At 39.1% G+C, this 16,245-nt stretch carries 10 protein-coding genes and 1 tRNA gene; 5 read left to right on the forward strand and 6 right to left on the reverse strand.

Translation table 11 applies throughout. The features are described 5' to 3' along the window. Positions 1-2: 2 nt before the first annotated feature. Positions 3-1,103 (reverse strand): efflux RND transporter periplasmic adaptor subunit, encoded by a 1,101-nt coding sequence (locus PHT93_RS06305; protein WP_300240795.1) that lies wholly within the window; start codon positions 1,101-1,103, stop codon positions 3-5. An 871-nt stretch (positions 1,104-1,974) separates the two neighbouring features. Here PHT93_RS06305 and PHT93_RS06310 point away from each other — a divergent pair. Both PHT93_RS06310 and PHT93_RS06315 read left to right on the forward strand, forming a co-directional pair. Beyond that, on the forward strand, positions 1,975-2,865 hold the full coding sequence (locus PHT93_RS06310; RefSeq protein ID WP_300240797.1) for an aldo/keto reductase: 891 nt from the start codon (positions 1,975-1,977) through the stop codon (positions 2,863-2,865). A 109-nt stretch (positions 2,866-2,974) separates the two neighbouring features. Beyond that, positions 2,975-3,051: transfer RNA gene (locus PHT93_RS06315), tRNA-Asp, on the forward strand. An 813-nt stretch (positions 3,052-3,864) separates the two neighbouring features. On the opposite strand, the gene PHT93_RS06320 is transcribed toward PHT93_RS06315, so the two are convergent. Beyond that, entirely contained in the window at positions 3,865-4,068 is a 204-nt protein-coding gene (locus PHT93_RS06320) for a hypothetical protein (RefSeq protein WP_300240799.1), read from the reverse strand. A gap of 747 nt (positions 4,069-4,815) precedes the next feature. Between PHT93_RS06320 and sucC the strand changes: the two genes are divergently transcribed. Together sucC and sucD are read left to right on the forward strand one after the other, a co-directional pair. Continuing rightward, complete coding sequence (gene sucC, locus PHT93_RS06325; RefSeq protein WP_300240801.1) at positions 4,816-5,964, forward strand: ADP-forming succinate--CoA ligase subunit beta; 1,149 nt, start codon at positions 4,816-4,818, stop codon at positions 5,962-5,964. Positions 5,965-5,969: 5 nt separating this feature from the next. Continuing rightward, on the forward strand, positions 5,970-6,824 hold the full coding sequence (gene sucD, locus PHT93_RS06330; RefSeq protein WP_300240803.1) for a succinate--CoA ligase subunit alpha: 855 nt from the start codon (positions 5,970-5,972) through the stop codon (positions 6,822-6,824). A gap of 128 nt (positions 6,825-6,952) precedes the next feature. Here the strand turns inward: sucD and PHT93_RS06335 are convergent, their stop codons facing one another. The 4 genes from PHT93_RS06335 to PHT93_RS06350 all read right to left on the reverse strand — a co-directional run bounded on the left by PHT93_RS06335 (position 6,953) and on the right by PHT93_RS06350 (position 14,785). Continuing rightward, a complete protein-coding gene (locus PHT93_RS06335; protein ID WP_300240805.1) occupies positions 6,953-7,387 on the reverse strand; it encodes a thioesterase family protein in 435 nt (144 codons plus the stop codon). Positions 7,388-7,453: 66 nt separating this feature from the next. Beyond that, on the reverse strand, positions 7,454-12,994 hold the full coding sequence (locus PHT93_RS06340; RefSeq protein WP_300240807.1) for an MG2 domain-containing protein: 5,541 nt from the start codon (positions 12,992-12,994) through the stop codon (positions 7,454-7,456). Between the two features lie 234 nt (positions 12,995-13,228). Beyond that, positions 13,229-14,203, reverse strand: coding sequence for a HAMP domain-containing sensor histidine kinase (locus PHT93_RS06345; RefSeq protein WP_300240810.1), 975 nt, complete (start codon positions 14,201-14,203; stop codon positions 13,229-13,231). A 6-nt stretch (positions 14,204-14,209) separates the two neighbouring features. Next, the gene (locus PHT93_RS06350; protein WP_300240813.1) at positions 14,210-14,785 is read right to left on the reverse strand and encodes a response regulator; all 576 of its coding nucleotides are present in this window, start codon (positions 14,783-14,785) and stop codon (positions 14,210-14,212) included. Between the two features lie 726 nt (positions 14,786-15,511). Here PHT93_RS06350 and PHT93_RS06355 point away from each other — a divergent pair. Next, on the forward strand, positions 15,512-16,153 hold the full coding sequence (locus tag PHT93_RS06355) for an ABC transporter permease (RefSeq protein ID WP_300240816.1): 642 nt from the start codon (positions 15,512-15,514) through the stop codon (positions 16,151-16,153). The last annotated feature ends 92 nt before the right edge of the window (positions 16,154-16,245 follow it).

Genomic DNA, 16,245 nt, shown 5'->3' on the forward strand with positions numbered 1-16,245 from the left:
ACTTACAGGTTTAGGTAAATTCCACCTTTAACAACAACCGTCTCGCCTTCACGAAGACCACTCAGAATACGTGTTTCTTCAACATTAACAGACTCAGATTCAATGTATCTACGTAGATATTTCCCTTTAGATAATTCAATCAAAACATAATCTCTGTCTTCTTCCTTCATAATAACGGTTGACGGTAAAATAATCGACTCCTTCGGTGAACTTAGAAAATGAACTACGCAGAACATACCCAGTTTCAGGTCCTTGTCTGTATTATTACATCTGACTATCACATCTAAGGAACGCGTTTCTTCATCTAACATCTCTCCTATATAGTAGATGGTTCCCCAAATCGTTTTATTCGGTTGAGCATCTACAAAAACCTCCACCTGATCACCTTGTTTGATAGCTCCGAAATACTTTTCCTTGACACGTGCCACAACCCAAACCTCAGATAAATCAGCAACTACCGCCAAAGCTTCTGAATCTTCTTTCACGTAACTTCCTATCGTGATATTGTTTTGCACTACTTCACCTGAGATAGGAGAAATCACTTTTAAGGGTTGTCCCATCTGAAGCGATGAAACGTCGATATTAAAGATATTCAGCGTTGCCTGCGCCTGTTCAAATTCCTGATTAGCAATTAACGCTTCGTTCTTAGCCTGTTCTAATTCTTTTTGAGATGCTACCCCATTAGCAGCCAACTCTTTCTGGCGGTTATAATTTATCTGAGCAATACCGTTTGCCGATTGAGCAGAAAAATAACTTTTAGTTGCTTCATAAAACTCCGATGAACCCAGTTCAAAAACAGGCGTTCCCGCATTGATTTTCTGTCCTAACCGGACAAAAGACTTAACAATACGTCCGGCAAAAGGAGGTACTATTTCTGCTAATTTTCCGGAGACCGGACGAACAGTTCCTACAGTTCTGAATTCGGACGAAAACTCACGTAATTGAGTTTTTTGAACAACAATCTGTCCTAATACAGAAGAATTATCGGGTACGGTGATTGTGTCACCATTATGTTGAATACGAGATCCCTCTTGTGTTGATTCTTTTTGCCCACAGGCACTCACCAACAGACACAAACTTGCCAACATGAAAAAACTCTTCATTGGTAAATTATTATTTTAAATATTAGTATTGACACCTGCTCACGTAGATATACACTATTGGCGTCTTTATTAAAGAATGAAATTTCAATAAGAAAATGGACAAGCAGGAGGTCCTCGCAGGGAAATAAAAGAAGAGTAATTACAACAAACGTTTAAAAGCAATCCAGACAAGATTATTGTCTGTAAAATAAGAAACAATACCAGTTCAGAAAAGCCAAAATTTGCTTGAAGAGAGTGAAATAAAGATAATGTAAAAATTAGAGTCAGTTCATTTGGACTATGTTTATACGTATCCGTATGCGACTTATCATGAAAGTGAGAATGAACGATAGTGACTCCATTAATGACATGTCCATGAAACGAAAAACAGATATTTGCATAGAATAATGCAAAAATGACAATTAACAACCATCCTACTATCTGTTTAGATCTCAAACACATCCGTAATATTATTTTATTTGCAATATTACGCTTTTTTATCGAAAAGACATCACCATTCTTCTATTATTCAACATCTTCTTAATGTTTAAAATCATCTCACCCCATTTACAAAAAAACAACCGACAAAAAGTTAGATTCAAACATATAAAACAAACAGGTAGGATATTTTCGGAAATATATCGGAAATATAAAGGATGAGTCCACTATAAAAAGTCGAGAACTTCAAAAGCGATATTCAGCAAATAGTAGTTCTGAAAATTTTGAGGCTCTTCAACTTGTTTGCTGAGGCGCCTGGAAACGAAAGTTGAAGCGCCTCAACATTCGTTTCCAGGCGCCTTAAAATTTTCTTATATCCAACATAAAAACGTATTTTTCTGCTTTAATTAAAATAAAGTCTCTATCTTACAACACCTTAAATCTTTTAATGCATATGATTAATAGAAGAAAATTCATCAAAACGAGTGCCATAGGATTTGCCGGGTTGGCAATATCAGGTCAGGACGCACTTTCAGCCTTGTCAAAAACAACTGTCAAAAATAAGATATCAAGTGTTTTATTAGGAAATACAGGCTTGGAGATTTCTCAGGTCGGACTTGGTACAGGTACGGTAGCTTATGATAAGTCCTCCAACCAAACCCGACTTGGTATGGATAATTTTCTCAGGCTGGCACAACACGCATATGATAGAGGATTAACATACTTTGATTTGGCCGATTCGTACGGATCCCATTCATATATAGCCAATGCGCTTAAACACATGGATAGAGAAAAAGTACAACTATGCAGTAAGATATGGACACACCCAAACGGTTCAGACAAAATTGTTGCAGTAGAAGAAACAATAAACCGTTTCAGAAAAGAAATAAACACAGACTATCTCGACATTGTTCTGATGCACTGTCTTATGGAACCCAATTGGACAGAATCCCGTTCATATTATATGGAAGCACTCTCCAAAGCAAAACAAGAAGGTATTATCAAAACAGTCGGAGTTTCCTGCCACAACTGGGATGCTATGGCAGAGGCCGTTGACAGCCCCTGGGTAGATGTCATCTTAGCACGCATCAACCCATTCCAGGCAAATATGGACGGAACCCCAGAAGCCGTAAACGAACTTTTAGGCAAAGCCAAACAGAACGGCAAAGGCATAATTGGCATGAAAATCTTCGGAGAAGGCAAAAAAGTAACAGAAGAAGAAAGAGAACACTCACTAAATTACTCCCTAAAAGAAGCAAACATTCACTGCATGACAATTGGCCTTGAATCTGAAGATCAGATAGATGACCTTGTAAGTCGCGTAACACGGATAAATCAAGCCTGAGAAAAAACAAAAAATCTCTCAACACATATTGCAAATTTAAAATAAACCCCCTATCTTTGCATCGCATTTGAGAGAAAATGCTGCTCCCCAATCGGAGCATTATCTAAAAGGTGTGGTAGTTCAGCTGGTTAGAATACCTGCCTGTCACGCAGGGGGTCGCGGGTTCGAGTCCCGTCCATACCGCCACCAATAACGCTAATAGCCTATAAATAAAGCTGTTAGCGTTTTTCTTTTACAACGATGTCCCCACATTTGTCCCCACTTGCTGTAAAACACCCTGTTTATACCCTCATCAAAAGTAAAATAAAGTTATTATTTCGTCGTCATTCTCGTCATAACCGTCATACCTTTCTCCTAAAAGTGGTTTTAGCCCACTTCTAAAACAAACCGGGCAAAGTTCGAAAATAGCACTTTGAACTGAGTTAAGGTTGACTGTAAATCTGTAAGAATCGTGTTATGAGAAAACAGGTCAAAAAATAGAGGTCTGAATCAAGGTCGAAAGTTAATATCGAAAGTTAATACCGTGAGTTAATTTTAAAAGAAGCGTGTCGGGTTAAGGATAAAGCAGAATATTTGTGTTTGTCGGCTCGGACGGGTTTCTACCCCCCCCTATTTACCCACAATTCCCCAATTCATAACGTACGAAACTCCTACCTTTGCAAATACCCATAATTCTGGGGATTTATAATGTCGTTTTTGACGATATTTCCCAGTAGTGTTATTTTCGCACTTCAACCAAAGGGATTATCACGCCCTTTGCTTCAAATACACACGAAAATGGGGGTTTTAATAGTGACCGCAAATCACCTTTGATAATGTCGGAATATCCGATATTATAAATAGGGGGAATTCCCCTTGTTTACATAGGCGGATTTCTACCTATGCAAAATAAGACAGATTCCACCTGCTTAAACACGCAAGATTCTGCATATCATAACGGAATTACGTTATCAAAGCGGATAATCTGTCCATCAAATAAAGAAAGTGGCTTAAACGTTCTTATTCCGCCTTGCTTTCGGCTAATTGTTTCTGTTTCTCTAAATACAGAGGACATTCCGAACATTCTAATTGCCTGTAAACCTGTACCTTTGCTTCGCTATCAGTCTGTTGCTTAAATCTCTGTAATTCAGCTATTTTCAGACCTATTTCAGACTTTAGTTTCGGTTCGGTTACGCTTCGAAAACTGATGGAAAGCTCTCTCAAAAGTTCCTCACGTGAAACGTTGTCGGCATCCGATGGAAAATCCAGTCCAGATTGACCCCGTAAACCAAATGAAATTGCCCCCTTGCTCTAAAATAAGGTTGCCCCCTCTATCCAAAATAAAAATGACCCCATTGAAATGTAAACCAACATAGATTTTATACTTTCAAGAAAGTACAGCTTGTAGGAAAGGAAAATAAAACTGAATGAACTAGATAAAGGGTAGTCAAAGTTCTTTTTTAAGAGATATACAAAGGTACATTCCAACGATAGAACGCCAACACCAAGCCGCAAGCGGTTTCTAGAAATTTCTTCCTTTCGCCAGCGAAAGAGTAAATTTCTAGAAAGTGTTGGCTTATCTATCGTTTCCATGAATGAAATGTATATCAATTAAAAAAGAAAAAATAATGGTTTATCGCTTGATGATGGTTTCCTAAAATAAAAATGACCCCACTTGTCAGGATACTCGGGAGGCAAAATTAAATAATTTTCTGGGGTCAATTTTGTTTTGGCGTAAGGGGTCAACGAACAATGGATTTTCCACCTACCTCTAAATTGATTTTAACCTACCTCTAAATGAATTTAGACCTACCTCAAAATTTAGACCTACCAGTAACTGCGGCTAAAATTTCAGAAATATGGTTGAATAACATAGTTTGAACAAAAACATCTGACAGAGTAGAAGTGTTTTTATTGAAATCACGTGTTGTTTTATGAACAACCCTTAATTCTTACATAAGTTTATTTCAAATGAAAATACACGAGTATCAAGCAAAGAAATTCTTTTCTGATTTCGGAATACCGGTAGAAAAGTACAAACTCTGCATGAGTTCTTCTGAGGCCGTAAATGCCTGGAATGAGTTCCAGAAAGAAAAAGTAGTCGTGAAAGCGCAGGTGCTAACGGGTGGTCGTGGAAAGGCTGGTGGAGTTAAATTAGCGAAAAGCGAAGCTGAAGTGAAAGCTTACGCTCAGTCTATTCTGGGAATGGATATCAAAGGTTACACGGTAGAAAAGGTAATCGTCAGCGAAGCCGTTAATATTGAATCGGAGTATTACGTCAGTTTTGTAATTGATCGTAATACTAAATCTGTTTTGTTGATGATGAGTCCGGATGGTGGTATGGATATTGAGGCGGTAGCCAAGTATACGCCGGACAGGATTTATAAATTCAGTATTGATCCGTTGATTGGGCTACCTGATTATTTAGCGCGTAAATATGCTTTCTCCATGTTTTCTGAAATCGGACAGGTCAATCAATTCGCTGCTATTTTACAGAACTTATATCGTCTTTTCATTGAGAAAGATGCTTCACTCACAGAGATTAACCCGTTGGTTCGGACTACCGAAGGAAATCTGATTGCTATTGATGCAAAAATGACGTTTGATGATAATGCTCTTTTCAGGCATCCGGATGTCGTTGCATTATTTGAACCGACGGCCGAAGAAAAGGTTGAAACGGAAGCAAAGGAAAAGGGGTTTAGTTATGTTCATCTGGGTGGTGAAATAGGCTGTATGGTTAACGGTGCCGGATTGGCTATGGCAACAATGGACATGATTAAACTCTATGGTGGTAGTCCGGCTAATTTCTTAGATATCGGGGGAAGTTCCAATCCCCAAAAGGTAATCAATGCCATGAAATTATTGCTCAATGACAAGCAAGTAAAAGTAGTTCTTATCAATATTTTCGGGGGTATCACACGTTGTGATGACGTTGCAAAAGGATTGATCACCGCTTTTGAAGAACTGAACACGACAGTACCTGTAGTTGTAAGACTAACGGGAACTAACGAGAAAGAAGGTCGTGAGATGTTAAAAGGAACCCTACTCCTTTCGGCTGAAACAATGAGCGAAGCCACACAATTAGCTGTAAAAATTACCCAACAACCCCTTAAAGTGTAATAATCATGAGCATATTAATCAATAAAGACACCCGACTTATTGTACAGGGAATCACCGGACGAGACGGTGGTTTTCACACAGAAAAAATGAAAGCATACGGAACAAACGTTGTAGGCGGTACATCTCCGGGCAAAGGAGGTACGACAGTACACGGTCTTCCGGTTTTTAATACGGTTTATGAAGCAGTAGAGACAACCCGCGCCAACACGTCTGTCATTTTCGTTCCCGCTCGCTTTGCAGCGGATTCAATCATGGAAGCAGCAGACGCAGGCATTCAGCAGATAATCTGTATCACGGAAGGTATCCCAACCGTAGATGTCGTCAAAGCACATCGTTTTGTAAAAGAACGCGGAGCCACTCTTATCGGACCTAATTGTCCCGGATTGGTAACCCCCGATGAAAGCCTCGTCGGAATTTTGCCCGGACATATCTTTAAGAAAGGTCATGTAGGTGTACTGAGTAGAAGCGGTACATTAACCTATGAAGTGGTCTATCATCTCACAGCCGCAGGCATGGGACAATCTACCGCAGTAGGGATGGGAGGTGATCCGGTTGTCGGACTCTATTTTCGTGATATATTAGAACGTTTTGAAAAAGACCCCGACACACATGCCATTGTTATGATTGGAGAAATCGGTGGTAATGCAGAAGAACTGGCAGCTGAATATATTCGTCAGCATGTCACCAAATCGGTTGTTGCATTCATCGCTGGACAATCTGCTCCTCCGGGAAAACAAATGGGACATGCCGGCGCAATCATCTCAAGCGGCTCAGGCACAGCAGCAGAAAAAATAGCAGCCTTAGAAGCTGCCGGCGTAAAAGTAGCCAAAGAACCGGGGGAAATACCAAGGTTATTATAATAAAAGTTTCCCAAATGGGAAACTTTTATTTTTCTTTATAAAAAAGATAAGTATAAGAATGAGCGATAGATTAGACAATATAGGAACATTAATCAGGGATGAAAGTGGGAAAGGTTCAACAGTAACAATCACTTCTGCGTTCTCAAATCCCGTCCTTCATAAGCACAAATGGCATCTATCCATTCTTTGCGCATTGGTATAGTTTGGTGTTTTACTAAATCGTAAGTAACCATAACCGAACGGCAAAGACATTTTACTTCTGCCGTTTTTGAATCGACGATGCGTTGCGTCAACTCGAAACTTTTCGTGCCTATTTTTGTAACAGACGTTTGAACGGAAACGTGGTCGGTGCTAAATATTTGTACCATAAAATCCACATCAATATGGACTACCACTATTGCATCGGTATCCCAATTTACATTGGGACATACCGATTCAAAATAATTTGTCTTTCCCAGATCATAATACGTGAGATAAACTGCGTTATTAATATGTCCGAATTTATCTACGTCATTAAATCGTAATTGAAGGGGTATAGTGTGTTTGAATGCTACTTCTGTCATTGTTTTCAATATTTATCAAAAGTAAAACAATACAACCTGCTATTTGTTTATCCCTTCGCTATCTTTCTATTCTACTTCAACCATTCTTCCTTCTGTATTCGCACGGGTTAAATTATCGTACATCGCTTCGCTGTAAACCGGAGGCAGGTAGAATTTTCCGGGATATACGGCACAAAGGTTAATCCGTACGGTTACCTGACGGCCTGACGGTAAGTAATCTATATGCGTATATACACGATCGTCACGGATATCCTGATAACTGATACTGCTTGGAGGTTCATTGGCGCCCGGTGAATCCTGATGCAGGAAGCGGGTATTCAATATCTCCCACCCTGCCGGGAAAATTTCCGTCAGAACAACATTACGTATCCCTTGCGATGAAGGATTACGGACTGTTACAACTGCCGCAAAATTAGTTCCTTGTTCTAATTGATCCACATTAACAGACTTTCCTGTGGCATCGGTATAGGATACGGCAAGCGTCAATCCACTACTATAAGCAACCTCTTCACCTTGTAACGGAATACCTTCCGAGATAGCCCGAATAAACAACGTAGATTTACCGTTGTTCGTTACTTCAGCGGAAGTTGTTGCAGTAGCCTGATCTAATAAATCAGCCGTCCATATATTTTTTGTTGTTTTAACTTTGTCCGATTTTCCGGCAACGGAATATGAAAAATCCATACTTTCATCGGTATGGTACTTTTTCAGATAGGCAGACATACCCATTAAGGCATTAGCTGTTTCCTGCGTACTTAACCAATCAGCCGTACTCAATTTTGTAGAAATAAGTTTAGCCAATGTGGCTGCATCCTGCGTTTTATCTAACAGACAATAAGTCTGCAAACGAATAGCCTGATCACGCAGATCACTTCCGAAAGTCAGGTCATATTCGTCGTACTTGGTCTTCATCTCAGTTGTCTTAGTGAGCAATTCAGTTGCCACGTCTTTTCGACCGGCCAATGCATACGCGGAGGCTAATAAAGATGTAGATATACCATTATTTCTTTTTTGCTCTTTCAGGCGGTTCATTGCCCCAATCTCTGCAGCATTTCCCAAAGCAAGCACATACAGTCTATATGCCTGTGTCAATTCTTCGGATGTTGAATAATAAGAATAGGTGGTGTTCGGTTGCCATTTACGAGCCACCAATCGCAGATTATTCATCACTGTTTGCTTTAAGGAAGAAGGCACTAAGTAGCCTTTCGATTCTGCTTCAAGAAGGAAATGAGCTACATAAACAGTTCCCCAACTATTCGTGGATGTTCCTCCCGGCCAATAAGCAAAAGCCCCTTCAGCCGTTTGATAAGAACGAACACGTGAAATGACAGACTTAACCGCCACATCCGCAGAAGTAGATTGTGACTCGGTTAGTGAAGCCAATTCTTTGAGATAAAGTTGCGGGAATGCTTTTGATGTAATCTGTTCCAGACAACCATGCGGATAACCCAATAAATATTTAATGTGTTTAGACAGATTAAGAGGCGGAATATCCGAAACTTCCAACGCTAATTTATTTGTACCATCGGCTCCCGGCATCCTGATTGTTTCTTTCCAACTTTTTCCGCGTTCAAGTGTAGCGGAAACTACTTGGGTTTGCGGACGTCTTACTGAGCGAATCTCAATATCTGTTTCATACGTTGACTGTTCTCCTTTACCGGACGCTATCAATTTAACATGTCCGGCTCCGGGTTTTTCTTTCACACGAATACGGAAAGTCGCCTGTTTATCCCCCGGTTCATCAAAGTGAAGATCATTCGCTGTATTACCGATCACCTCCATATTGTCTGAACACTGGATACTAACCTTCACCTGTCCGACACCTTTTTCCGTAGCAAACACCGTAGCTGGAACAACCATCTCCTCTCCTACACCAATTACACGCGGAAGCGTTCCGAGAAGCATCACCGGTTTACGAACAAGGACACTCTTATCCGTATGTCCGTATGCTTTTCCATCTCCCGAAATTACCATTACACGAACACGTCCGTTATAATTCGGCATCGTATAAGTATGCTGTTTCTTTTCTCCTTTTTTCAAAACAAACGGCCCTTCAAATTGGACTACCGGTTTAAACCTGTTAACGATTGCTTTCGGTCCTTTATTGAGCGCATCATCACCACCTATACTAAATAATTTCTCTATACGTCCGCCATAAGCACCAACTACAAAGTTATACAAGTCCCATGTACTCACGCCTAACGCTTCGCGCGCATTAAACACCTTCCATGGATCAGGAGTAGCAAAGCGAGTCAGGTCTAACAATCCTTCATCTACAATAGCCAATGTATAAGCCATCTCACGACCGTTTTTTTCGGACACAATCACATCGTATGACTTTTCAGGCTTCAATTCGTCCTTCATTCGAATTTCCGGATGTAAATAACTATCAGACGACACTACAGAAACAGGCACAACACCATACAAACGAATTGGTAAATCATTCTGTGTTTCACCATGAGGTTGCAACAAGGTTATATAAACATATGAATTCGGCTGCATATCTTCTGTTACCTTAACCTTCACCGTAGTTTCCTTGTCCTTACATTCATAATGACTGACAGACAACACCTTTGTTCCGTTCTCAACGGTAAGAATAGCACGATTGGATTGCGTTGACGGGAATGTAATCACCATCTCTTCGCCAACGGTATAACTCTCTTTATCTGTTTTAAAAGTAAGCGCATAAGGGGATTGACCACCCGAAGCATCCCGTTTACCTTCATAGTACGGCCAGTCAAAATAACTCATCACTCCCGTAGAATGTTTCCCCGAACGATCAGTCACCCGAATAAAATAGGTACCCCATTCCTCATCCGAGAAAGAAAGATTAAACTTCACTTTCCCATTACCATCCGTTCGAACAGAAAATTCTTTTATCGGTTTATTATAAGAATCAGACACATAATTTGCTAACCGATTATTATCCGAGCTCCACCACCAATACCAATATACCTTGTAAACAGTTACGTCCACATCCTGATTGGCAGCAACAGTACCATCGTAATTAACTGTCGCCACATCGTAAGAATAGTTTGTTCCCGTATTTAACTGTTCCCTGCCCGATTGCGGAGAACGAAGCCCTACATAACGTTTATAAGGTGAATAAAACAAACGCGCTCCGTCAATACTGAAATCACCGGATTCTTCAAAAACACGAGTCACTAAATTAGCCAATAACATACCCGGAGCCGAACTGCCCAGATCAAAGCGGAGCTTTACTACCGCGTCTCCTTTTTCATTCGTACTACCCGAAATCAGATTACTTTCTTCGCTATTGAATTTCTTAGCCGGATCATCGAATATATAGTCTTTATAACCTTTAAATGCGGTTGCCGTAGAAATAAACGTACCCTTAATATCGTATTTCAGATTGCGAGCTGTTGCCCCTTGCAACCATTCCACGTGCATATCCACATTAAAATCTTCACCGATCAACAAAGGTTTCTCTGGAACAGGCAGGTTAATCTTCAGACGATTTGGTTTAATCGCTTCGATACGAATACGTTTATCAAAAGTTAAACCGCCAACATGTACCGTAGCCGTCCATGCTCCTGTAGGTACATCTGGATCCGTAGGCAGATTAAACGCATAAAGTCCCAGTTCACCATGTGTTTGCGTCTTACGCAAATATATTTGCCCTAATGGATTTCGCAGTTCCATCACTACCGGGTGTTGCTCCGGCAGATTCTTTTCACGATCATTCAGCATAAAGCCCAGATGAAGCGTATCCCCCGGACGCCACACGCCACGTTCACCATAAATAAAACCTTTAATGCCTTTCTGAACCACTTCACCGTCAATATCAAATGTACTCAAAGACAAGGCTTGTCCAGCATCAATACGCAAATAAGAGCGTTGATTACCTTGAGAAGCGACCAGATAATGCGGTTTCCTATGTTCAAGCATAAGACGAACCAGACCTTTCTCATCCGTACCCCCTTTTGTAATAAGCTGGTGTTGATAATTATAAACCGCGACATCAACTCCTTTTTGAGGCATCGCATTAAGCAGATTATTTACCAGAACAAGCATTTCATTACCCTCACCCCCCTTAGCAATCACGCCAAGATTAGAAACAAGCACATTCTTTCCTACACGTTTATTGTAATAGAATGAATTGGAACAAGGATTATCTGTTTGATCATAATCGTAATCATACCAATTGAAATTTTCATTGTAGTAACTATACCATCCCTGATCAAAACGGCTCGATTCTTCCCTGAACTCAATTTCATCTTTGGCAAGCAATTCCTCTTTAGATAATTTTACCTGATCATCATCACAAGGGTAAGCAGACAGATTACGATCAAAGGAAAGTTCCACGCGATAAATAGCACCCGGTTCAGGTTCAATAAATTCTTTCAGATCAATAGCAAACGTATTCCATTGAGTAATATCAATTCCGTCTTCATCCAAGAAAATTGTTTTACGCGCTACGATACGCCCTACACGCACTAATTCAGACGAACCGGACAAATCGTTTGTCTGAAGGAATTGTCCGATATTCTGTTCATTAATGCGGATTATACGGGCTACCACTCCACGCAGATAAACAGCTTCAAACGGCACAGTTAATTCTGTAGATTGCGGAATGATCACCCCTTCTCCGATAAAGCGAACACTCGGTTTAGCTTTTAGAAGAGAGATTTGTCTGACCACAGGTTGTTTCAAGAGAAGTCCTTTTTTCGAACGAATACCCGTACTCAGATGAACATTCACATTCCCTTTTAAATTAGCATCGGGATAAAGACGTATTTTATTACCCGAAACGTGTACAAGTTCCGAATTATTCCCTTCAATATAAGCCAAACCTTCCATCGCCTGATTTTCGTCCAATAATTCTGTAAAAACCACCTCTATATAGCGTTCCGGGTCTGTAATTAAATTCACATCATAAACAGAAAAATCATTCATGCCCGGAATAGGCACAGATAACAAGTCTTTCTCTTCTATTCCATATTTATTTTTCCCCACAGAGACAACAAGATTCCGTCCCGTCTCCGTTCCAAGCGGAACATTAGAAATAAGTAACTCATGTCTTCTCTCATCTGAACTTGACTGCCACACAGTCGTTACTTTTTCAGAAAAATGCAATAAAGACTCAATAGTAGTCCGTTCTTCAACATCTGAAGTAAAAATAGTGATAGAAAGATCGTATCCGTTCTCATTCTCTTTGTTCACATCCAAAGTCTTCAAATTACCCCAAAGGGCTAATCGATGCGTTGTGAACGAGAAATGAAATTCTTTTTCTTCGGGATATACATCAAACAAGCCGGACAAATCCGCCCGAACCTGATACTCCGTATCCCGTTTAAATTCTTTGGCAGGACGAAAAACCACAGTACGACTATTCTCAAAAGTAAATGCTCCTTCCGTTTCCGGTATCAGTTTAAAATGTTTCTTCAACACATCCGTCGTCATCCGTGCAGAGTCCACATCTTTATTAAAAACTAAGTAAACAGGAGAAAAACGAGACACTTTCCCTGTAGTAAAAGCTCCAATATTTGAATTATAAGGGATAGACTTATCCGTTTCTTTTTTTGAACCGCAAGCAAACAACAGACAAATCGATAACATCGAGAATAAACACCTCAAACTATTCATATCCAAATCTTTTTATTTAAAACTTAGCTTCTTTAAAGAATATGCAAAGTAATAATAAAAAGGGAAATACAATTGGTAAAAAGGAGTTTTCTCCAAAGAAAAAAGCCACAGGGAAATTTCCCCGTGACCTCTTTCAATCAAAAAATCATATTATGTCACTATTATACCACACCCCTACTATGAAGAAAGGTTATCTAAATACGGAACGTTTCGAAATTTTACAAACGGCTATTTTCAGGAATATCTAAACTGAAAAGTAAATATTGTTTTCCCGGGCAGGGAAGTAAAAACTAGTTTTCCGCCATGTAATTGCATGATGCGGTGTGCTATACTTAAGCCAATGCCGCTTCCTGTATTTTTTGTAGAAAAGAACGGGCTAAAAACAGAAGACTGTAGGTTTTCCGGAATACCTTTTCCATTATCTTCTATATCAACACTATAAGGTTTATCATTTGTTATTCTTACTGTCACCACGCCATTATCTATGCTTTCCACAGCTTGGATTCCGTTACGGATTACATGGAGAATTGCTAAGGTCAGTAAACCGGAATCTGCCAGAACAGACCAGTCTGCATTTAGTTCAAAAACGACTTTATTACTATTCTTTTCACCCTGTATCATTCGTTCCACTTTCTGAAAGAGTAAATCTAACGCTACCGTTTCTTTCACAGGTTCGGGCATATACATTAATTTATGATAGGCCTCCAGACAACTTTGCAATAGTTTGCTTTGTGAATGGATCAGTTCTAAATCTTCAATTAGTTCAGAATTATTTGATTCTTTATTTTCGCTCAATTGATAACTGCTAAGGGAAGAAATTGGCGTTAATCCATTCCTCAATTCATGGGTCATCACGTTCATTATCCCTTCATAATATGTCGTTTGTTCCTCATAACGCTGTCTATGATCGCGAACAATATCGGCTATATCTTTCAACTCATGACAAAATTGTTGTTCATGCAACTCTGCTTCTTCTGGAGGTATAATAACAGAAGGATCTGCATTTTTCAACGAACACAGAAAGCGAAATATCCGTTCGTTATTCTTTGTAAATCGTTTATAAAGCAAAAAACCGGTGTAAAGAATACCCAACAAAGATAGTGCAGCCAAAGTGTACGAAATTCCGGACACAACCATATAAGCTCCGAACAGTGCTAAAAGGAGGACAATAATAACCCCACCCGCAAAATACACATTCGTTCTATTCATTGCGTCTTACAGATTGTATTTCTTAATCTTGTTATATAATGTCTGTCGTGATACTTTAAGAATATCCGCACAGATAGCAATATTTCTTTCATTCTTCTCCAGAACATGACGGATCAGTTGCTTTTCCATTTCCTCTAAAGCCAGCACCGCAGAAGCTTCTTCTTCTGTTTTTTCAACTAAAAGTTTCAATTTTCGTTCTTCTTTACGCGCTATTGCCTGCTCTACTGCCTGAATTAACCGGTCATTATCCCAGGGTTTGATGATAAAATCAACAGCTCCATTTTTAAAAGACGTAATAACGAGATCGATATCAGAAAAGGCAGTCATAAGAATAACCGATGGGTGGTGCGGAAAAGATAGTATTTTTGCTAACCAAAACAAACCTTCTTTTCCTGATTGAAATGCTTTGCTGAAGTTCATATCCAACAGAACAACATCCACCCCACCCTGATGCAATAATCCGGGCAGAATTGCAGGGCTTGAAACTGCAGTAATGTAGCCAAACTTCGGCTTCAGTATGCGACGCAATGTTTTTAGTATTGCAACATCGTCATCAATTACAATGATTTTAAAATCATTCATATATGCAAATATAATAGCTCCTTCGGAATTTTATATTCGTACTGTATAAAAAGTAAGTTGAAGCATTTGGTTCAATCTGCCGAAGCTCTGAGCTATTGGCTTAAAAAAAACAAAATGTTGGCAAATCACCTACTTTTGTGTCGGATTGATACCGATCGCAAATAAGTCCTTTTGGGCTAACTTCTCTGGCAAAACGACAAAGTATGTGCCTGAAGAGCAGAACCCGGGAGATGTTGCTTAAATTGCATTATTCGGCATGTCCGTTTTTTCAAGATTTGTAAAAAGAAAAAAATCCAAAATTACGCTACTCTTTTTTGAAGATAAAGGATATATTTCGAAAGATAACCTTTATGTCTCGGAAGATAACCTTTATATTTTGGAATACAATCTTTGTGTTTTTGGTGAAAAAACGGTCTTTCTTTGTCATTATGGAATATTTATTGGTTTGAAACTATATAAACGAAAGAAAAATGAGGTTAAGTGCTTTTGAAGTGCGTAAGCAAAATGGTTAAAATAGTTTCTTTTTGTCTTGTCTTCATGTGTTTCGCCAAATACCAAATCAGGTATAAAAAAAATAGAGAATAAATTCAAAACAGATTCTTAATTAAAAGAAAAAGTGTTTGTCAAAAAAATGGACAAATTAAAGGCAAAAAAGCTTTTTTACTCTTGGTTTCCTATAAATACAAAAGAATAACTATAGTTTAGCATGGTACAAAAATAGCAGAGATGACTTTATCTTATACTTTCAGATTGATTACACGGAATTGGTGGCGAAACAAACTTTTTTTCGTGATTTCCGTATTAAGTTTGGCTATTGGATTAGCTTGCGCCAATCTGTTGTTGGCCTTTGTTATCTATGAATCTAATATTGAAGCGGACAATCCTAACCGGGAAAATATCCTGTATATGAGTCAGACATTCCCTATGGACATAACGAAAACGATCTCTTATATTTCAGGTGAAGTACCTCAATTAATAAAAGACAAGTATCCTGAGATTAAAGATTTTGTCCGTTTTCAGCGTATTGACAATCTTTCTTTTTTGATTAACAAAGATCAAATGGCGGATATCTCTTTAATCAGTACTGATTCATCGTTTGTACATTTTTTCCCTTATGAATCTATACAAGGAGATATAAATAAAGTTTTTTCATCTCCCCATAAAATTGCACTTACAGAAAAGTTTGCAAAACAAGTTACAGGAGATAACTATCCAATAGGGCAGTTTATGCGATTGAAATCCAAAGGAGACGGTATGACTACGAAAAAAGAAGAAACAGACTATGAGATTGTGGCCATTCTTAAAAACAGAGATCAGTCGTTCTTATCATTTGATTTAAGTTTCGCAAGTTCAACTTGCCAGTTTTAATTTGTAAATATCAAAAACATGCTTGATCTCTTCAGACCTGTTTATAATAGCATCATAGATATCCTCGTCTGTCAATCCGAAGAGGTTGGCTA

The sequence above is a fragment of the Massilibacteroides sp. genome (assembly GCF_028705895.1).
Classification (GTDB): domain Bacteria; phylum Bacteroidota; class Bacteroidia; order Bacteroidales; family Tannerellaceae; genus Massilibacteroides.